Here is a 17,560-nt window from a genome sequence, read left to right as displayed (position 1 = left end):
CTGGTGAACCCGAACGCGACTAGCGGCCGCGATTCCTGCGCAGCAGCGGCAGCAGGAACCACAGCGTCCCGAAGCCGACGAGCGCGAGCACTCCGATCGCCACCGCGAGCCAGCCGCCGACGATGGCTTCCCCGAGCAGCAGCACCGTCCCGATCATCGCGAGCGCCAGGAACACCATGCCGGTGATCGCGAAGACGTTGGCGGTCTCGATGATCTCCTTGCGCATGCCCTGACGGAACAGCAGGCGGTGCCACGCGGCGGGTGCGGTCAGCAGCGCGACGGCGACCGCCGCGAGGACGACGGTGATCAGGTGCAGCGACCTGATGTAGCCGTCGACGTCCTCGTAGCGGTCGCTGAAGGCGATGGAGAGCAGGAACCCGAACAGGATCTGCACGCCGCCCTGGGCGACGCGCAGTTCCTGGAGCAGCTCGCTGAGGTTGCGGGCGAGCTGACGCTGTTCGGACTCCTCCGGCCTGCTCACCGGCCCTGACTACCCGACGGGGTGAGCGCTCAACCCCTCCAGCCAGGCGCGCACGGACCGCGTCCGCACGCCGAGCAGCTTCTCCGTCCCGGTCTCGGCGGTGAACGCCAGCGCCTCCGGGTGGGCCGCGACCGCCTGGTAGAGCCCCTGAATCCCAGCTGCGGCACCGGAACCGAGGATCGGTGCGAGCACACCGCCGAACTCCACGGGCGACATCGCGCGGTAGGTCACCGAGGTGCCGTGCTGTGCGGCGAGGTCGGCGCCGCTCAGCCCGGGAACCGCGCCAACATCCACAAAGGACGGTGGTGTGGCGTGGGTGAGCGCGGCGACCGCCGCATCGGCGACGTCCAGGTGGCTCGACCACGCGACAGGTCGCTCAGCGGCCACGGGATAGGTCAGAACCTGTTCACGCGCAAGGCTTTCCTGGACGGGCGGGAGCAGCAGGTTCTCCAGGAACAGTCGCGGCGCGAGCACGGTCACCACGACTCCGGCGTCGCGCAGCCGCTCGGCGAGCTCCCCCAGCGCGCTGAGCCGCGAGGCCCCGAACGGCGAGGCGGCATCGCCGGGAACGCCGCCACTGGTGGAGATCACCGCGCGCTCCGGGCGGGCGACGGCCGCCAGGTTCGCCGCCCAGCGCGCCGGGGCCGCCGGATCGGGGGTGATCGGGAAGTGGATGAAGGCGCCGGTCGCGCCCTCGTAGGCGGCGGCGAGCGCGGCGCGGTCGTCGAGGTCGCCCTGAGCGCGGGACAGTCCGCGCACCGGCAGCCCAGCGGCTTCGAGGGCTTGCACGACGGGTGCGCCCTGGGCGCCGGTGACTCCGTGAACAATCGTGGTCATGCCGCTATGGTTCCGATGGGGAATCAGTTACCTCAAATGAACTATTGGAGTCGGAGTGAGTGAGCCGGGTCACAATTTGCCGGAATGCCCCATTGCCCGGTTCCTCGTCGTGCTGGAGGGGCCGTGGGCGACACTGGTCGTGCGCGACCTGCTCGACGGGCCGAAGCGGTTCACCGAGCTGCGCGCCGGACTGCCCGGGATCAGCCCGAAGACGCTGTCCGCGCGGCTGAAACGCCTCGAAGAGACGGGTCTGGTCACACGAACCGCCTACGCCGAGGTGCCGCCGAGGGTCGAGTACGAGCTGACCGAGGCCGGGGCGCGGCTGAAGAAGGTGCTCGACACGATGGCGGAGTGGGCCGACCGCGATCTGCCGTTGAGCCTCGATACCGTTCGACGGTGAGCGCCCTGGACTTCGACAAGGTCTTCCGCGGGACCCCGCCCGTCCGCGACAGCGTGTACCTGCTGCGGCAGAAGGTCGGCTTCAACAAGCTGCACTGGCTGCCGCAACTGCCCGACCCCGCGTTCTGGCCGCCGGAGCTGGAGACCGGGACCGTGGACCGGCGCACGGTCTTCCAGATCGCCCGCCGCGCCGACGACGAGCTGGGCGCCGTGCACACGCTCGTCGCCGCCTCGGTCTGGGCATCGGGGCCGAAGCAGCGCGGCGCGGTGAAGCTCGGCATGGTCTTCGGCCACAACCCCGACACGGTCGGGCCCAACCTCGCCGCCGCTGTGCGTGCGACCCGCGAGGACGGTCCGATCACCGGTTTCGCGATGCTGACCAGGAAGGGTTCGCACGCGCTCGCCCGGCTGCCTGGTTCCGGCTTCACCAAGGTCCTGTACTTCGCGGCCTTCGACGGCAAGAAGGGCCCGCTGATCCTGGACGAGCACGTGGTGATCGCGATGAACGCGCTGCGCGGCTCGGACTGGGGCATGGACGGCCCGTGGTCGCCGGAGCAGTACGGCGACTACCTCGGCTACGCCGCCGAGTGGGCCGAGCGCTGGCGCAAGGGCACGGCGACCGACCTCGTCGAGCGCACGCTCTCCGCCGCCGGCCAGGCGCTCGGCTCGCACTACACGCGCTGACCTACCGCTTCGGCAGCCTCGGCTCGACCACGTCGGCGAGCTGTTCGGCGAGCGCGCACGAGTCCATGCCGGTGCCGAGGATGAGGATGTCAGCTCGGGACTTCTCGTCGATCGCGACAACGAGGAGGCAGTCGAACGCTGTGCTCGGAACCTTGACCGTCTTGCGGCCGTTGACGTTCCCCAGAGTCCTGCCGCGTCCCCGCTCCTGAACCGAGTCGGCGTTCTGGTCGTCCCGGATGCCCACGCTCACCATGAAGCGCTGCTCGAAACCAGAGGCCCCGTCCCTGCTGTAGGAACAGATGCGGGCATCGTCCACCTCGTACCGCTCCTGTGCCTTAAACGCGCCGTGCCCGGCCAGGTCGCTGGGCTGGATCAGCGCGCACGGATCGAGCAACGCGACCGGCATCGGCCTATCGGCGGGCGCGGAACTGCCGCTCGCCGCCGACGCACAGCCGGAGAGCAGCGCGGCAGAGACGACGAACACCGCCGCGGCCCTCACTTCGGCAACCTCGGCTCGACCACGTCGGCGAACTTCTCGGCGAGCGTGCACGACCTCTCGACCTCCTGGCCTGCGATGACCACGTCGACCCGGGCGCTGTCCCCGAGCGCGAGCACGAAGATGCAGTCCTGGGAGGACTGGGGCACCTTGAACGCCTTGCGGCCGTTGACGTTCCCGGAGATCTTGCCGCGCCCCTTGTCGTTGACCGACTCGGCGCTCTGGCTGTCCCGGATGCCGACGCTGATCGCGAAGCTCGGGTCCGAGGCGTACACCCCGGTCTGCGTGTAGTTGCACCCGCGGGAGCCACCGATGTCTTCCCGCGTCGGCCCCTTGAACGTGCCGTAGCTGGTCAGATCACTCATCTTGAGGAGCGTGCACGGGTCCAGCGCGGTCGACCCGCCGCCGCCCGTGGGCGCGGGCGAAGTCAAGGTCGGCACCTCATCGGGCGACGGCGTCCCGTTCACCGTCGTGGCGCACCCGGACAACAGCGCGGCGGCGACCACGAACACCGCTGCGGCCCTCATTTCGGCAACCTCGGCTCGACCACGGCGCCGAGCTGTTCGGCGACCTGGCAGGACCGCGCGGACTCCTGACTCGCGATGACCACGTCGACCCGGGAGCCCTCGCCGATCGCGAGCACGAACATGCAGTTCTTGGCGGAGGTCGGCACCTTGGCGGTCTTGCGGCCGCTCAGCTCGCCGTCGGACTTCCCGAAGCCCCTGTCGCTGACCAGGTTGATGCCGTCACGGTCCCGGATGGCGACGCTGAGCGCGAACTTCGGCTCGGAGTCGCTCCCGGTCTGCACGTAGTTGCAGCCCCGGGAGCCGCCGATGGTGTCGGTCGTGGGGCCCTTGAACGTGCCGTAGCCGGCCAGGTCGCCGATCAGCACGAGCGTGCACGGGTCGATGGCGGCCGAAGCACCACCACCACCACCGCTTCTGTTCCTGGTCGTGCTCGGCGCGGCGTCGGTCGTCGGCGGCACTTCGCCGGGCGAGGGCTCCCCGCTCGTCGTCGTGGTGCACCCCGACACCAGCACGGCGCCCATGGCGAAGAAAGGAACGAATCGCCCCAGCAGATCCTTGAATTGCATCAATCCCCCAACATCAGATCCCGGGACCCTACTCCGGAAGTCGTTTCAGTTCGCGGGGAACGACAAATCCGCTCAGATCATGCGGGAGCGCAACAACCGGCTGGTACGGCGAGTCACCCACAGCGCGGGCCACGCACCCGCGAGGCCGAGACCGAGCGGGATCGCGGACTGCCACGCGGGCGCGCTCAGCGCGACCACCTGCGGGTTCGGGTGATCGATGGCCTGCCAGCGGCTGGGTGGGAGGACGATCGCGCGGACCTTGCCGATCACGTTGCCCACCGGCACCGGCCCCTGGCCCGCGGCGCGCGAGTCACGTGAATTGGGACGGTTGTCGCCCATCATCCAGAGGTGGCCGGGCGGGACGACGACGGGACCGAAGGCGATCTGCTTGTCGTCGAAGCCCTCCTGGTAGTGGACGTAGGGCTCGGTGAGCGGCTTCCCGTCCACGATCACGCGGTTGTCCGGGGTGCAGCACTCGACCTTCTGCCCGGCGACGGCGATCACGCGCTTGACGAAGTCGCGCTCGTTGGCGGCGGGCATCCCGAACAGCGAGCCGAAGTCGCGCAGCCAGCCCCAGCCGTCGTCGGGTTCGGCGACGTGGTTGCTGGTCCAGGACTCGGGGCCGCGGAAGACCACGACCTCGCCGGGCTCGATGTCGGTGAAGCGGTGGATCACCTTGTCCACCAGCACGCGGTCGTTGGTGCAGCCGGGGCAGCCGTGCAGCGTGGTCTCCATCGACTGGGACGGGATCACGTAGACCCGCGCGATGAAGGTCTGGATCAGGAACGCCAGCACCAGCGCGGTGACGATCAGGATCGGCAGCTCGCGCCAGAAGGAGGACTTCTTCCCGGGCCGCTCGGTCGTCTCGGGCTTCTCGTCCTCGGCGGGCGGCGAGGGCTGCGCGGGCTGTACGTCGGTCACCGCGCCAGGGTACGCAGATCGGAGCTGACAGGTTTTCAGCTCCCAGTACAGTCCACAGTGGACGGTGCCAGACCAGCCGGTGTCAGACCAGCCGGGGCTTGAGCGAGCTCCAGCGGCGCAGTTCGGCGGCCAGCCGGGGATCGCGCAGCCGGGCGGTGTGCTGCTCGGCCGCCTCGACCAGGATCTTCGCCTGCCTGCTGGTGCGGATCGCGCCCACGTCGAGGTCGTCGAGAACACCCCTGGTCAGCACCCGTTCCGGCGGGATCGGGATCTCCGCGAGGCAGGCGCGCACCAGCTCGTCGGCCGACGGCAGGACCTCGGCCACTTCGTCGGCGATGCCACCGCGGTGCAGCTCGGCGACGAAGGCCGCGGTGCGCACCGCCGCTTCCGCCGCCGAGTAGACCTCCATGGCGCGGCCCTTGCGGATCAGGTTCAGCTTGAGCCGCACCCAGTCCACCCGCCCGTCCGCGCGGTCCCGGAGCCGGGTGTCGACCTGTTCCAGCAACTGCGCCCACCGCCGCACCCGCTCCGGCGGACTCAGGCAGGCGAGATCGTCCATGCCGCCTGACCCTATAGGTCGGCGAGCGCCCGGACGGGAGCCTCCACGCAGTCGGCCACGTATCTCAGGAAACCGCCTGCTGTGGCGCCGTCGCAGACCCGGTGGTCGAACGCGAGCGTCAGTTCGGTGATCTTGCGAACCGCAAGTTGCCCGTCGACCACCCACGGCCGGTCGATGATCCGCCCCAGGCCGAGGATCGCGGCCTCGGGATGGTTGATGATCGCCGCCGAACCGTCCACGCCGAACACGCCGTAGTTGTTCACCGTGAACGTGCCGCCGGTCAGCTCGGCGGGCCCGAGCTTGCCCTCGCGCGCGGCGGAGGTGCGGTCGGCGAGCGCCGCCGACAGCCCCGCCGTGGTCAGCTTGTTCGCTTCTCGCACAACAGGAACGACGAGTCCGCGATCGGTCTGCGCGGCGAAGCCCAGGTGCACGTCGTCCAGCACCACGATCTCCTCGCCCTCGACCCGCGAGTTCAGCTCGGGGAACCGGCGCAGGCCCAGCACCGCGAAGCGCGCGAACAGCGCCAGGAGGCTGACCCCGTCGAGCGCGGCGCGCGCGGCCATCAACTCGGTCGCGTCGACGTCCACCCACACCGTCGCCTCGGGGATCTCCCTGCGCGAGGCGCTGAGCTTGTCGGCGACGGTCTTTCGCAGTCCCTTCAAGGGAATCCGACGCTCACCAGTCGCTACCGAGACCACCGGCTTCGCCATGGCCCGCTCAACGTCGCAGCGCCGCACCACTCCGCCCGGACCGCTGCCGCGCACCGCCGTCAGGTCGATGCCGTTGTCCTTGGCCAGGCGGCGCACCAACGGTGAGATCACCGGAGGACCGCTCGCGGGTCCGCCCCTTGTCTCCGCGGGCTCGGCGCTCGGAGCGACCTGCGGGGTCTCCTGCTTCACCCGCCCGCGTCGACGACGGCGCGGTGACGAGGACGTGCCGTAGCCGATCAGCACGTTGCCGCTGCCCTCGTCCACCGGCTCCGACGGCGCGGGCACGACGATTCCCGGCTCAGCGAAGCCTTGTGCGCCAACGCTCAGCAGCACCGAGCCGACGGAGAGCGTTTCGCCCGCGGCACCGTGGCGCGCGGTGACGACGCCCGAGTACGGCGAGGGCACCTCCACGACCGCCTTGGCCGTCTCGACCTCGACGACGGGCTGGTCGATCGCGATGGTGTCACCGACCTCGACCAGCCAGCTGATGATCTCCGCCTCGGTCAGGCCCTCGCCGAGGTCCGGCAGCAGGAAGTCAGCCATGGAAGCCCACCACCTCGTCGTCCCACTGCAACCGGCCGATCGCGTCGAGGATGCGATCGACGCCGGGCAGGTGGTGCTCCTCCAACTTCGGTGGCGGGTAAGGGATGTCGAAGCCGGTGACGCGCAGGATCGGCGCGTGCAGGTGGTGGAAGCACCGCTCGGTGACCCGCGCGACGACCTCCGCGCCGTAGCCGGAGAACCCGGAAGCCTCGTGCACCACGACGGCGCGACCCGTGCGGCGCACCGACTCGGTGACCGTCTCGTCGTCGAACGGCGAAAGGCTGCGCAGGTCGACGACTTCGACGTCCCAGCCCTCCTCGGTCGCGGCCGCCGCGGTCTCCAGCGCGGTGGCGACCATCGGGCCGTAGGCGATCAGCGTGACGTCCTTGCCCGGCCGCCGCACGAGCGCGCGGTCCATCTCGGGCCCGGAGCGGTCGAGCGCGACGGGCCCCTTGGACCAGTAGCGGCGCTTGGGCTCCAGGAAGATCACCGGGTCCGGCGAGTCGATCGCGTCGCGCAGCAGCTGGTAGGCGTCACCGGGCGTTCCCGGCGTGACCACGCGCAGGCCGGGCGTGTGCGTGTAGTAGGCCTCGGAGGAGTCGCAGTGGTGCTCGACGCCGCCGATGCCGCCGCCGTAGGGCACGCGGATGACCACGGGCAGCTCGACGCGGCCGCGCGTGCGGTTGCGCAGCTTCGCCAGGTGGCTGGTGATCTGCTCGAACGCGGGGTAGGCGAAGGCGTCGAACTGCATCTCCACCACGGGCCGCATGCCGTTCATCGCCATGCCGATCGCGGTGCCGACGATGCCGGACTCGGCCAGCGGGGTGTCGAAGACGCGCTGTTCGCCGAAGCGCGCGTTCAGCCCGTCGGTGACGCGGAAGACGCCGCCGAGCGGGCCGACGTCCTCGCCGAAGACGAGCACGCGCTCATCGGCTTCGAGCGCGTCCGCGAGCGCCCGGTTCAGCGCCGCCGACATGGACATTTCCTGGTTGCGCAGCGCGGTTGTCATGACGCGAGCTCCTCGGCGAGCATGGCGGCCTGCTCGCGCAGCGCCTTCGTCGGCTGGGCGTAGACGTGGGCGAACAGGTGGGCCGGGTCCAGCTCGGGCTCGGCGTTCATGCCCTCGCGCACGGTCGCGGCGAAGTCCTCGGCCTCGGCCTGGATCTCCGCGCGGCGTTCCTCGTCGAGCAGGCCCCGCGTGCTCAGGTAGCGCTCGATCCGGTCCAGCGGGTCGCGGTCCAGCCAGGCCGCCACTTCCTCGGAGTCGCGGTAGCGCCCGGCGTCATCGGCGTTGGTGTGCGCCTCGATGCGGTAGGTCTTGGCCTCGATCAGCGCGGGCCCACCTCCGGCAGCGGCGGCGGTGATCGCCTCGCGCACGGTCGCGTAGACCCCCGCCGGGTCGTTGCCATCGATGAGGTACGACGGCACGCCGTAGCCGATTCCCTTGTGCGCCAAGGACGGCGCGGCGCTCTGCTTGCTCATCGGGACGCTGATCGCGTAGCCGTTGTTCTGCACGAGGAACACCACCGGCGCCTTCCACACGGCCGCGAAGTTGAGGGCCTCGTGCGTGTCGCCCTCGCTCGTCGCGCCATCGCCCAGCAGCACGAGCGCGACGGTGTCCTCACCCTTGAGCCGCGCCGCGTGCGCCAGGCCCACGGCGTGCAGGGTGTTGGTGGCCAACGGGGTGCACTGCGGACCGACCTTGTGCTCGTACGGGTCGTAGCCGAGGTGCCAGCTGCCCTGGAGCAGGGTGAGCGTCTGCACCGGGTCGACTCCCCTGGTCACCAGCGCGACCGAGTCGCGGTAGGTGGGGAAGAGCCAGTCCTGCTCGCGCAGCGCCAGCACCGCGCCGACCTCGCACGCCTCCTGCCCGCGCGAGGACGGGTAGACCGCGAGGCGCCCCTGCCGGGTCAGCGCGGTCGCTTGGGTGTCGAAGCGGCGGCCGATCACGATGCGCCGGTGCAGCTCCAACAGCACCTCGTCGGCGGGCATCTCCAGCGCCGGGTCGTCGACGGGTATGCCGTTGCGGTCGAGCAGGGCCAGCGGAAGATCGGTGGGCAGCAGCGAGCGCTCCCGTGCGGAAAGGCCGGTGACGGACATGGGACCTCCCGTTGTGACCTGGCTGACGGCGTCGTCCTGCTCATGGTGAAATTTGCAGGTGCCGTTCTTCCAGATGGAGGCCGTTTTTCTGGGCAGATGGCTCGTGCAAACGGTTAGAGTCGGCCATATGTCCAGTGAAGTGTCCGCAAAGCGCACACCGATCGCCCCGCTCGACGACACCGACCGGCGGATCGTGGCCGAACTGCGCTCCGACGCCCGGATGTCCATGCGCGCGCTGGCGGAGAAGCTGCACATCTCCCGGGGCAGCGCCTACGCCCGGGTGGAGCGGTTGCAACGGGACGGGGTGATCACCGGCTACAGCGCGACCGTCGACCCGGAGCGCTACGGCTTCGGCGTCGCGGCCTACGTGCACCTGAAGGTCAGCCAGCACTCCTGGAAGTCCGTGCGCCAGCGCATCCTGGAGATCCCCGAGGTGTGGCACGGCGCGCTGGTCTCCGGCGAGCACGACCTGGTGCTGCTCGTCCGCGCACGCGACGCGTCGAGCCTGCGCGACCTCGTGCTCAACCGCTTCCAGACCATGCCCGACGTGGTGTCCAGCCACACCGTGCTCATCCTCGACGAACTCCCGCAACAACCGCTCCCGGCGAGCTGACCCCTCAGAAGTCGGGGGTGTTCGGGTCGGCGGGGGCGGAGCGGTCGGGCTGGTCGGCCACGACTGCCTCGGTGGTGAGGAAGAGCGCGGCGATCGACGCGGCGTTGCGCAGCGCGGAGCGCGTGACCTTGGCGGGGTCGATGATCCCGGCCGCGACCAGGTCCACGTAGGTCTCGGTCGCGGCGTCCAGCCCGTGGCCCGACGGCAGTCCGCGCACCTTCTCCGCGACCACGCCCGGCTCCAGCCCGGTGTTCACCGCGATCTGCTTCAGCGGAGCCTCCAGCGCGACCTTGACGATGTTGGCGCCAGTGGCCTCGTCGCCGTGCAGGTCGAGCCCGTCCAGTACGGCCCCGGCCTGCACCAGCGCCACGCCACCGCCCGCGACGATGCCCTCCTCGACGGCGGCCTTGGCGTTGCGCACCGCGTCCTCGATGCGGTGCTTGCGCTCCTTGAGCTCGACCTCGGTGGCCGCGCCCGCCTTGATGACGGCGACGCCACCGGCCAGCTTGGCCAGGCGCTCCTGCAGCTTCTCGCGGTCGTAGTCGGAGTCCGACTTCTCGATCTCCGCGCGAATCTGGTTGACACGGCCCTGGATCGCCTCGGCGTCGCCGGAGCCCTCCACGATCGTGGTCTCGTCCTTGGTGATGACGACCTTGCGGGCGGAGCCCAGCAGCGCGATGTCGGTGTTCTCCAGGCGCAGCCCCACTTTCTCGGAGATCACCTGCCCACCGGTCAGGATCGCCATGTCCTGCAACATCGCCTCGCGGCGGTCCCCGAAGCCCGGCGCCTTCACCGCGACCGACTTGAAAGTGCCCTTGAGCTTGTTGAGGATCAGCGTCGCCAGCGGCTCGTTCTCCACGTCCTCCGCGATGACCACCAGCGGGCGCCCGGTCTGCATCACCTTCTCCAGCAAGGGAAGCAGGTCGTTCACGGTCGCGATCCGGCCCGCGACGAAGAGCAGGTGCGGCTCCTCCAGCACCGCCTCCAGCCGGTCGGTGTCGGTGACGAAGTGCGGCGCCAGGTAGCCCTTGTCGAAGCGCATGCCCTCGGTGAGCTCCAGCTCGAGCCCGAGGGTGTTGCTCTCCTCGACGGTGATGACACCTTCCTTGCCGACCTTGTCCATCGCCTCGGCGATCAGCTCGCCGATGGTGGAGTCAGCAGCCGAGATCGAGGCCGTGGCAGCGATCTGCTCCTTGGTCTCGACCTCCTTGGCGTTCTTCAACAGCTGCTCGGCAACAGCCTCGGTCGCCTTCTCGATACCGCGCTTCAACGCGATCGGGTTGGCGCCGGCGGCGACGTTGCGCAGACCCTCACGCACCAGCGCCTGGGCGAGAACGGTCGCGGTGGTGGTGCCATCACCAGCGACATCATCGGTCTTCTTGGCAACTTCCTTGACGAGCTCGGCCCCGATCTTCTCCCACGGGTCCTCGAGCTCGATCTCCTTGGCGATGGAGACACCGTCGTTGGTGATCGTGGGAGCGCCCCACTTCTTCTCCAGCACGACGTTGCGGCCCTTGGGCCCGAGCGTCACCTTGACGGCGTCAGCGAGGGTGTTCATGCCCCGCTCAAGGCCGCGACGGGCTTGTTCGTCAAACGCGATCATCTTGGCCATTGCTTCTGTCCTCGCTGCTCAGGGGCGGTGGGTGGGGGTCGGCGCCGACACCCGCGACGGTGTTGCACCACGGCGCCGACCCGTTCGCAGCGTACACAAAGTTGCGTGCACGCAAAAATGCGCGCACGCAACGCCGTCGGTTAAGCTGGGCCGCATGAGCCCTGACGAGACCGGTGGCCTGCGCGAACGCAAGAAGATCGCGACCCGAGAGGCCCTGAGCGCCGCCGCGCTGCGCCTGGCCATGGAGCACGGCCCGGAGAACGTGCGCGTCGACGACATCGCCGAGGCCGCCGGCGTCTCGCCCAGGACCTACAACAACTACTTCTCCAGCCGGGAGCAGGCCATCGTCGCCGCGCTCTCCGCCGAACGCGCGCTCCGCGTCGGCGCCGCGCTGCGCGCCCGCCCCGCCGACGAGCCCCTGGCCGAGGCCGTCATCGCCGCCGTGCTCGCCCCGTACACCTCCGCCGAGGAACCCAGCGGCGAGGCGCTCACCCTGATCACCTCGAACCCCGCGCTGCGCAAGGCTTTCGTGCAGACCCTCACCGAGATCGAGCAGCCCCTCGCCGCCGCCATCGAGGCCCGCACCGGCTCCGCCTTCACCTCGACGGTCCTGGCCGCGGCCGTCTCCGCCGCCGCCCGCGTGGCACTGGAGAGCTGGGTCAGCCCCGCCCCCGCCAACCCGCTTCTCGTTGTCCCCCAAGGCTCCCTGGCCGAGCGCCTGCACGAGGCCCTGGCCCGCATAGCCCCCGCCCTGGCCGCCGCCGACCCCGGTTAGCGAAAACCGCTCTCCTGCGCGCGCTCGATCCCGCATACTGACCGCTTGATGGACAAGGCAAGCGCGCTGCTGGCGGCGTACGACGAGCAAGTGCGGGGGCACCTCCCGGAACGGGCACCCATGGGCGCGGTGATCGAACGGGACGGTCCCGCGATCCGGACCCACTACGGCACCCACGGCACGGTCAGGCACTCACCAGCGCCTGACCTCATCGGCCTGATCAGCCGCCAACAGGAAGCGTTCGCCGCGCGGCACGAACCCGTGGAGTGGCGCGCCTACAGCCACGACGCGATCCCGCTGGACGCCGCACTGCGCGCTGCCGGTTTCACCGAGGGCGCCCCGGCGCGGACGCTGCTCATCGCCGAACTCGACGACCTGACAACCGAAGTCGCACCGGCGAAGCGCATGCGCGTGCGCAGGCTCGACCACGGCTACCACCGGCTTCGGGAGCTGAACAGCGTGGCCGAAACCTCCGGCCCGCACACGCGCGCGCTGCCGGAAATCCGCGAGGATCACGGGAACCTGCTGAGCTGGAGCCTGAACGTGCAGCTCCTGGAGTCGGAAGCCAAGCTCGTCGGTGCGGGCTGGGCAGAAGCCGTCGGGTCGACGGAGTTCGTGGCCGTTCGCGGCATGACCGGCCCTCACCCGGAGTTCGTGCCTGCTTGGGTTCGCTGGGCCCGCAACAGGCGCAGCGTCCATGTGGGCACGGGCCTCGCACCGGATCGCCGCTACTTCACGGCCGAGGCACCGACCGGCCCCGTCCTGGACGCCCTGCTCGCGGTCGGCTTCCGCGCCGTGTCCACCGTGCGCACCTACTCGTGGACGCCGATCAACGCGGTTCCCGCGAGCACGCGCCCGGTGTCCATGCTGCTCGACGACCCGGATCACGATGCGCTGGGCGAGGAGTTCGAGGCCCGCTTCGCTTTCAAACCCAGCTACACCTACTACCCGGGGATCGACGAACCCGCCGACTCGATCACCTGGCACGTCGCGGACGTCGCCAAGGCGCACGCGCGCGTCCAGGACATCGTCGAGCGCGGCCTTCGCGCCCGCGTCCGCCCAGGCGAGGACGTGCACTCCGTCAGGTGGTGGCGCCAGGGCTACCGCTTCGACCCGGCCCGCGTCGGCGGTCCTGGCCAGCCGGGGTGGCCGGGCACGGCGTGCTGGGAGGGCGACTACTACAAGCTCCTCACCCGCGACCTGCGCATGGGTACTTTCTGGCACCCGTGGGAGGAGTCGCTGTGCGTCTTCGGCGCAGAGCTGCTGGCCGAGGTCGAGGACGAGCTGACAGCCGCTCTCGGCACGGTGATGCGCCGAGGCGGCCACAACGTCGGCAACGTCTGGACCTACGAGTCGCCGGGCGATCGCTGACGCAGCAAGCCCAGCACGAGGACGGCCAGGGCTCCGGTCATCGCGGCGGCCACGGCGGCCACCACGTTGAGCCCATGGGTGAAGCTCGCGGCCGAAGCCTGCAGCAGCGGCTCGCCGTCGGTGGCGACCGCCGTCCCGACCACGCCGAGCACGCCGACTCCGAGCGCGATGCCGAACTCCATCGCGGTCTCGGACATCGCGGCGGCGGAACCGGCCTTCTCCGGCGGGGCCGCGCCGATCACCAGGTCGGTGCCGAGCGCCATGAGCGGGCCGACTCCCAGGTACACCAAGCTGAATCCGGCCACCACGCCGAGCAGCCCACCGGCGAAGGCGAGCGCGGCGAACCCGAGCGCGGCCAGCACCAGGGCGACGCCGACGACGTGGGCGGGCGCGAACCTGGCCGCCAGCCGAGGTGTCACCAGTGAACTGAGCACGAGCACGACCGCCGAGGGCATCAGCCACAGCCCCGCGACCAGCGGCGTGAAGCGCTGCACGAGCTGGAAGTACTGCGTGACGAACAGGTAGACGCCGCCGATCGCGGTCATCGTGAACACCAACGCCATCAACGCGACGCTGAACGACCGGCTGCCGAACATCCGCAAGTCCAGCAACGGATCGGCGAGCCGACGCTGCCGCGACACGAACAGCCAGCCCGCGATCAGGCCGACCGCGATCGAGACACCGCCGACGACACCACCGTGCTGCTTGATGCCGTAAATCACCGGCAGCACGGCGGCCAGCGACAGGAACACGCTGGCCAGATCGAGCTTCCCCGCAGCAGGGTCGCGGTACTCGGGCAGCAGGAAGGGCGCGGTCAGCACGAGCACGGCCATGAACGGCACGGCGAGCAGGAACACCGAACCCCACCAGAACCACTCCAGCAGCACGCCGCCGACGATCGGGCCGAGCGCGATACCGGCCGAGAAGCACGTCGCCCACAGGCTGATCGCCAGCGCGCGCTGGTTCGACGGGAACATCGTGCTGATCAGCGCGAGCGTCGACGGGCCGAGCGTGGCCCCCGCGACGCCGAGCAGCCCGCGCGCGATGATCAGGAACAGCGGGCTCGGCGCGAAAGCCGCGAGCACGGAGGCGGCCGCGAACGCGCTCGCGCCGATCACGAGCAGCCTGCGCCTGCCGATCCGATCCCCCAGTGTGCCCATGGTGACCAGGAACCCGGCCACCAGGAAGCCGTAGCTGTCCACGATCCACAGCAGCTCGGCGTCGGAGGGCCGCAGGTCAGCGCTGAGGTGCGGCACGGCGAGGTAGAGCACGGTCGCGTCCATCGCGAGCAACATGGTCGGCACCGCCAGCACGGCGAGATCGATCCACTCCCGGACACCCGCCCGGGCCATCGTCTTCTCCATGTGCCGAGCCTCGGCCGAACCACTTACCAAGGACTTACCGCACTATTCTCAGCGGCATGCGATTCGGCGTGCTCGGGGCGCTCACCGTGCACGATGCGCGCGGCGAGCCGGTGACCGTCACGCGCACCGCAGTCCGCGCCCTGCTCGCCGACCTCCTCGTGCACCGTGGGGAGCCGGTCTCAGCGGACAGGCTGATCGAGGACTTGTGGGGCGCCAAGCCGCCGCGCGATCCCGTCGCGACGCTTCAGGTGCGGGTCTCCCAGCTCAGGTCGGCGCTCGGCGATCGCTCACTCGTCGAGTCCACCCCCGCCGGGTACCGGCTGCACGCAGAAGACGTCGACGCGGAGGAGTTCACCGCGCTGACCAGGCAGGCTCGCACAGCGGCTGACCCTCGCGAGCTGCTGGACCGAGCGCTGGCCCTGTGGCGCGGCCCTGCCTACGCCGACTTCGCCGACGCCGCGTTCGCCCAGCCCGCGATCGCCCGGCTGACCGAACAGCGGCTCACCGCGATCGAGGACCGCCTCCAAGCGTTGGACGAGCACGACCTGGGCGAGCTGACCGAGCTGGTGTCAGCCCACCCCGTGCGGGAGCGGCTGCGCGCGGTCCACATGCGCGCCCTGTACCGCGCGGGACGGCAGAGCGCGGCGCTGGAGAGCTTCCACGAGCTGAGCCGCGTGCTCCGCGAAGAACTCGGCGTCGTGCCGGGACCGGAGATTTCCCAGCTGCACCAAGAGATCCTGCGTCACGAACCCGGCCTGGGCAGGGCTCGCACCAATCTGCCCGCCGAAGTCTCCCCGCTCGTCGGCCGCGACTCGGCGATCGCTGACGTGCGCGCGCTGCTCGACGAGCACAGGCTCGTGACGCTGACCGGGTCCGGCGGTGTGGGAAAGACACGGCTCGCTCTCGGCACGGCCCGGCGGTTCAGCCCGCCCGGCGGCGTGTGGCTCGTCGAGCTGGCTGCGGCGAGTTCCGTGGCCGAGGCCGTTCTCACCGCGCTGGGCGTACGCGAGTACCAGGAGCTGGCTCCGGCAGACCTCGTGCTGACAGCGTTGCGGGACAAGCACGTTCTTCTCGTCCTGGACAACTGCGAACACATGGTCGCTCCGGTGGCCGACCTCGTTGCACGGCTGCTTCGGCAGGCTCCGGGCGTCCGGGTGCTGGCCACGAGCCAGGAACCGCTTGGGCTGCAAGGAGAAACGCGCTATCCCGTGCCTCCGCTCGACGAGCCCGACGCGGTCCGCCTGCTCGCCGAGCGCGTCCGTGCCCTGGGCCACGCGCTGCCGGAGGAGCACGCGGTCATCGAGCTCTGCCAACGGCTCGACTGCCTCCCGTTGGCGCTGGAGCTGGCCGCCGCGCGGGTGCCCGTGCTCGGCGTGCGAGAGCTGGTCGCGCGGCTCGACGACCGGTTCACCCTGCTCACGGACGGGTATCGCGGTGCGCCGCCTCGACAGCGCACGCTCCGCGCGGTGCTCGACTGGAGCTGGAGCCTGCTCTCGGAGCCTGAGCGCACCGTTCTGCGCAGGCTCTCGGTCCACGTCGACGGATGCGCGCTGGCCGCCGCCGAGGCCGTGAGTGGCGTGGCAGTCCTCGACCAGCTCACGGCGCTGGCGCAGCGAAGCCTCGTCGTGGTCGCGCACGACCCGGAGCCGCGCTACCGCCTGCTGGAGTCCGTCGCGCGCTACAGCGCCGAACGGCTCGCCGAGGCGGGCGAGGAGCCGGAAATCCGGCAGCGCCACCAGAACTGGTACCTCGACCTGGCCGAAGAGGCGAAGGACGAGCTCTACGGACCGCGTCAGCGGCACTGGATCGCTGTGCTGGACCGGGAATCGGCGAATCTGCGCGCGGCGTTGGACGGGATGGTCCGCGACGGAGCGGCGGATCCCGCGCTGCGGCTGGCCAACGCGCTCACCGGCTACTGGTTCCTGCGCGGGCGGCGCAGCGAGTCGACGCACGCGCTGAACTCCGCGCTGGCACTGGGTGGCTCGCCCGCCCTGCGCGCGCAGGCCAGGGTGTGGCAGCTGGGCTTGGACCTGCTCGCCGGGCAGGGCGGCGAGCGGGTGCTCACGTGCGCGGCCGCGCTGCGCGAGTACGCGGAGGCCGGCGACCCCGAGGGGCTCCCTCGCGCGCACTGGTTCCTCGGCTACGCCCTGTTCACCGCGGGCGAGCTGACCGCGAGCGAGGAGTTGATCTCCCGCGCGCTCGACGGCTTCGTCGACGACCCGTGGGGTGAGGCCGTCGCGCTGAGCGTTCGAGCCGACCAGGCACTGCTGCGCGGCGATCTGTCCACTGTGGAGCGTTCGGGTTCGCGGAGCGCCGCGCTGCTCGACGAGCTCGGTGATCGTTGGGGGCGGTCGCAGCTCGTGTCGCCGATGGCCGCGCTCGCCGAGATCACCGGCGACTACGAGCACGCCGAGCGACTGCACACCGAGGGCCTGCGGCTCGCGGAGGAGCTGGGCCTGTGGACCGACGTGGCCGAGCGGCTGACCGGCCTCGGTCGGCTGCGGTTGCTCGCGCGCGACTACCCCGCCGCCCAGGACCTGCACGAACGCGCGATGCGCCTGTCCGCCGAGCACTCCTACCAGCCCGGTGTCGTGCACGCCGAACTCGGCTTGGCGTTGGGCGCGCGGCGCGAGGGCAAGCTCGACGTCGCCGAGGCGCACATCCACAGCATGCTCGACTGGCAGCGGGACGCCGACCACGCGCCGGGTGACGCGCTGCTGCTCGCCGAACTCGGGTTCATCGCCGAAGCACGCGGCGACGCGGCGCGAGCCCTGCGCCTGCACCAGGAATCCCTCGCCGCAGCGGAGAAGACCGGCGACCCGCGCGCTGTCGCCCTCGCCACCGAAGGCCTCGCCGGCGCGCACGCGATCAACGGTGACCGCGAGCGCGCCGCCGAACTCCTCGACGCCGCGGCTGCCCTGCGCGCCGACGCGGGAGCACCCCTGCCGAAAGCCGAACGACTCGACGTGGACCGGATCACCGCCCTCATCCGCCAGGTTTGA

Annotated in this window: 18 protein-coding genes; 6 read left to right on the top strand and 12 right to left on the bottom strand. The window is 70.6% G+C overall.

All coding sequences use genetic code 11. The annotated features are described in order from the left end of the window. Nucleotides 1–19: 19 nt before the first annotated feature. Both ABD798_RS01510 and ABD798_RS01505 read right to left on the bottom strand, forming a co-directional pair. A complete protein-coding gene (locus ABD798_RS01510; RefSeq protein ID WP_344870610.1) occupies nt 20–481 on the bottom strand; it encodes a DUF6328 family protein in 462 nt (153 codons plus the stop codon). A 9-nt stretch (nt 482–490) separates the two neighbouring features. Continuing rightward, entirely contained in the window at nt 491–1,318 is an 828-nt protein-coding gene (locus tag ABD798_RS01505) for an SDR family oxidoreductase (RefSeq protein WP_344870609.1), read from the bottom strand. A 55-nt stretch (nt 1,319–1,373) separates the two neighbouring features. Between ABD798_RS01505 and ABD798_RS01500 the strand changes: the two genes are divergently transcribed. Both ABD798_RS01500 and ABD798_RS01495 read left to right on the top strand, forming a co-directional pair. Then, complete coding sequence (locus ABD798_RS01500) at nt 1,374–1,718, top strand: winged helix-turn-helix transcriptional regulator (protein WP_344870608.1); 345 nt, start codon at nt 1,374–1,376, stop codon at nt 1,716–1,718. Further along, nucleotides 1,715–2,401 carry an 8-oxoguanine DNA glycosylase OGG fold protein gene (locus tag ABD798_RS01495; RefSeq protein WP_344870607.1) on the top strand — a complete coding sequence of 229 codons (687 nt, stop codon included), beginning with the start codon at nt 1,715–1,717 and terminating at the stop codon, nt 2,399–2,401. Before ABD798_RS01500 ends, ABD798_RS01495 begins: the two co-directional genes overlap by 4 nt. Nucleotide 2,402: 1 nt before the next feature. On the opposite strand, the gene ABD798_RS01490 is transcribed toward ABD798_RS01495, so the two are convergent. The 8 genes from ABD798_RS01490 to pdhA form a co-directional block, all read right to left on the bottom strand. Continuing rightward, complete coding sequence (locus ABD798_RS01490; RefSeq protein ID WP_344870605.1) at nt 2,403–2,900, bottom strand: DUF3558 family protein; 498 nt, start codon at nt 2,898–2,900, stop codon at nt 2,403–2,405. Beyond that, nucleotides 2,897–3,424, bottom strand: coding sequence for a DUF3558 family protein (locus ABD798_RS01485; protein WP_344870604.1), 528 nt, complete (start codon nt 3,422–3,424; stop codon nt 2,897–2,899). The genes ABD798_RS01490 and ABD798_RS01485 overlap by 4 nt, the downstream gene beginning before the upstream one ends. Then, nucleotides 3,421–3,990 (bottom strand): DUF3558 family protein, encoded by a 570-nt coding sequence (locus ABD798_RS01480; protein ID WP_344870603.1) that lies wholly within the window; start codon nt 3,988–3,990, stop codon nt 3,421–3,423. Before ABD798_RS01480 ends, ABD798_RS01485 begins: the two co-directional genes overlap by 4 nt. Nucleotides 3,991–4,062: 72 nt before the next feature. After that, nucleotides 4,063–4,911, bottom strand: a complete 849-nt coding sequence (lepB, locus tag ABD798_RS01475) for a signal peptidase I (RefSeq protein WP_344870602.1) — start codon at nt 4,909–4,911, stop codon at nt 4,063–4,065. 82 nt (nt 4,912–4,993) lie between these two features. Beyond that, nucleotides 4,994–5,470: a hypothetical protein gene (locus ABD798_RS01470; RefSeq protein WP_344870601.1), complete on the bottom strand. Its 477-nt coding sequence runs from the start codon at nt 5,468–5,470 to the stop codon at nt 4,994–4,996. 11 nt (nt 5,471–5,481) lie between these two features. Further along, entirely contained in the window at nt 5,482–6,723 is a 1,242-nt protein-coding gene (locus tag ABD798_RS01465) for a dihydrolipoamide acetyltransferase family protein (protein WP_344870600.1), read from the bottom strand. Further along, complete coding sequence (locus ABD798_RS01460; protein WP_344870599.1) at nt 6,716–7,732, bottom strand: alpha-ketoacid dehydrogenase subunit beta; 1,017 nt, start codon at nt 7,730–7,732, stop codon at nt 6,716–6,718. Before ABD798_RS01460 ends, ABD798_RS01465 begins: the two co-directional genes overlap by 8 nt. Then, nucleotides 7,729–8,823, bottom strand: a complete 1,095-nt coding sequence (pdhA, locus tag ABD798_RS01455) for a pyruvate dehydrogenase (acetyl-transferring) E1 component subunit alpha (RefSeq protein WP_344870598.1) — start codon at nt 8,821–8,823, stop codon at nt 7,729–7,731. Before pdhA ends, ABD798_RS01460 begins: the two co-directional genes overlap by 4 nt. A gap of 127 nt (nt 8,824–8,950) precedes the next feature. Between pdhA and ABD798_RS01450 the strand changes: the two genes are divergently transcribed. Beyond that, entirely contained in the window at nt 8,951–9,436 is a 486-nt protein-coding gene (locus ABD798_RS01450; RefSeq protein ID WP_344870597.1) for an Lrp/AsnC family transcriptional regulator, read from the top strand. Between the two features lie 4 nt (nt 9,437–9,440). On the opposite strand, the gene groL is transcribed toward ABD798_RS01450, so the two are convergent. After that, the gene (gene groL, locus ABD798_RS01445; RefSeq protein WP_344870596.1) at nt 9,441–11,048 is read right to left on the bottom strand and encodes a chaperonin GroEL; all 1,608 of its coding nucleotides are present in this window, start codon (nt 11,046–11,048) and stop codon (nt 9,441–9,443) included. Between the two features lie 154 nt (nt 11,049–11,202). On the opposite strand from groL, the gene ABD798_RS01440 reads away from it, so the two are divergent. Together ABD798_RS01440 and ABD798_RS01435 are read left to right on the top strand one after the other, a co-directional pair. After that, the gene (locus ABD798_RS01440; RefSeq protein WP_344870595.1) at nt 11,203–11,823 is read left to right on the top strand and encodes a TetR/AcrR family transcriptional regulator; all 621 of its coding nucleotides are present in this window, start codon (nt 11,203–11,205) and stop codon (nt 11,821–11,823) included. 48 nt (nt 11,824–11,871) lie between these two features. After that, on the top strand, nt 11,872–13,194 hold the full coding sequence (locus tag ABD798_RS01435) for a DUF2716 domain-containing protein (RefSeq protein ID WP_344870594.1): 1,323 nt from the start codon (nt 11,872–11,874) through the stop codon (nt 13,192–13,194). On the opposite strand, the gene ABD798_RS01430 is transcribed toward ABD798_RS01435, so the two are convergent. Then, nucleotides 13,170–14,558, bottom strand: a complete 1,389-nt coding sequence (locus ABD798_RS01430) for an MFS transporter (protein ID WP_344870593.1) — start codon at nt 14,556–14,558, stop codon at nt 13,170–13,172. The two genes, ABD798_RS01435 and ABD798_RS01430, sit on opposite strands and share 25 nt — an antisense overlap. A gap of 56 nt (nt 14,559–14,614) precedes the next feature. On the opposite strand from ABD798_RS01430, the gene ABD798_RS01425 reads away from it, so the two are divergent. After that, the gene (locus ABD798_RS01425) at nt 14,615–17,560 is read left to right on the top strand and encodes an AfsR/SARP family transcriptional regulator (protein ID WP_344870591.1); all 2,946 of its coding nucleotides are present in this window, start codon (nt 14,615–14,617) and stop codon (nt 17,558–17,560) included.

The organism is Allokutzneria multivorans (assembly GCF_039537405.1).
GTDB lineage: Bacteria > Actinomycetota > Actinomycetes > Mycobacteriales > Pseudonocardiaceae > Allokutzneria > Allokutzneria multivorans.
Note: the sequence above shows the minus strand (reverse complement) of the source record. Positions and strands in the feature narration are given on the sequence as shown.

Bases quoted from the DNA above. Each gene is read 5' to 3' on its own strand.
- ABD798_RS01460 (WP_344870599.1), bottom strand. From the start codon at position 7,732: ATGACAACCGCGCTGCGCAACCAGGAAATGTCCATGTCGGCGGCGCTG.
- ABD798_RS01440 (WP_344870595.1), top strand. From the start codon at position 11,203: ATGAGCCCTGACGAGACCGGTGGCCTGCGCGAACGCAAGAAGATCGCG.
- ABD798_RS01485 (WP_344870604.1), bottom strand. From the start codon at position 3,424: ATGAGGGCCGCAGCGGTGTTCGTGGTCGCCGCCGCGCTGTTGTCCGGG.
- ABD798_RS01450 (WP_344870597.1), top strand. From the start codon at position 8,951: ATGTCCAGTGAAGTGTCCGCAAAGCGCACACCGATCGCCCCGCTCGAC.
- ABD798_RS01430 (WP_344870593.1), bottom strand. From the start codon at position 14,558: ATGGAGAAGACGATGGCCCGGGCGGGTGTCCGGGAGTGGATCGATCTC.
- groL (WP_344870596.1), bottom strand. From the start codon at position 11,048: ATGGCCAAGATGATCGCGTTTGACGAACAAGCCCGTCGCGGCCTTGAG.
- ABD798_RS01480 (WP_344870603.1), bottom strand. From the start codon at position 3,990: ATGCAATTCAAGGATCTGCTGGGGCGATTCGTTCCTTTCTTCGCCATG.
- ABD798_RS01470 (WP_344870601.1), bottom strand. From the start codon at position 5,470: ATGGACGATCTCGCCTGCCTGAGTCCGCCGGAGCGGGTGCGGCGGTGG.
- ABD798_RS01435 (WP_344870594.1), top strand. From the start codon at position 11,872: ATGGACAAGGCAAGCGCGCTGCTGGCGGCGTACGACGAGCAAGTGCGG.
- pdhA (WP_344870598.1), bottom strand. From the start codon at position 8,823: ATGTCCGTCACCGGCCTTTCCGCACGGGAGCGCTCGCTGCTGCCCACC.
- ABD798_RS01505 (WP_344870609.1), bottom strand. From the start codon at position 1,318: ATGACCACGATTGTTCACGGAGTCACCGGCGCCCAGGGCGCACCCGTC.
- ABD798_RS01425 (WP_344870591.1), top strand. From the start codon at position 14,615: ATGCGATTCGGCGTGCTCGGGGCGCTCACCGTGCACGATGCGCGCGGC.
- ABD798_RS01465 (WP_344870600.1), bottom strand. From the start codon at position 6,723: ATGGCTGACTTCCTGCTGCCGGACCTCGGCGAGGGCCTGACCGAGGCG.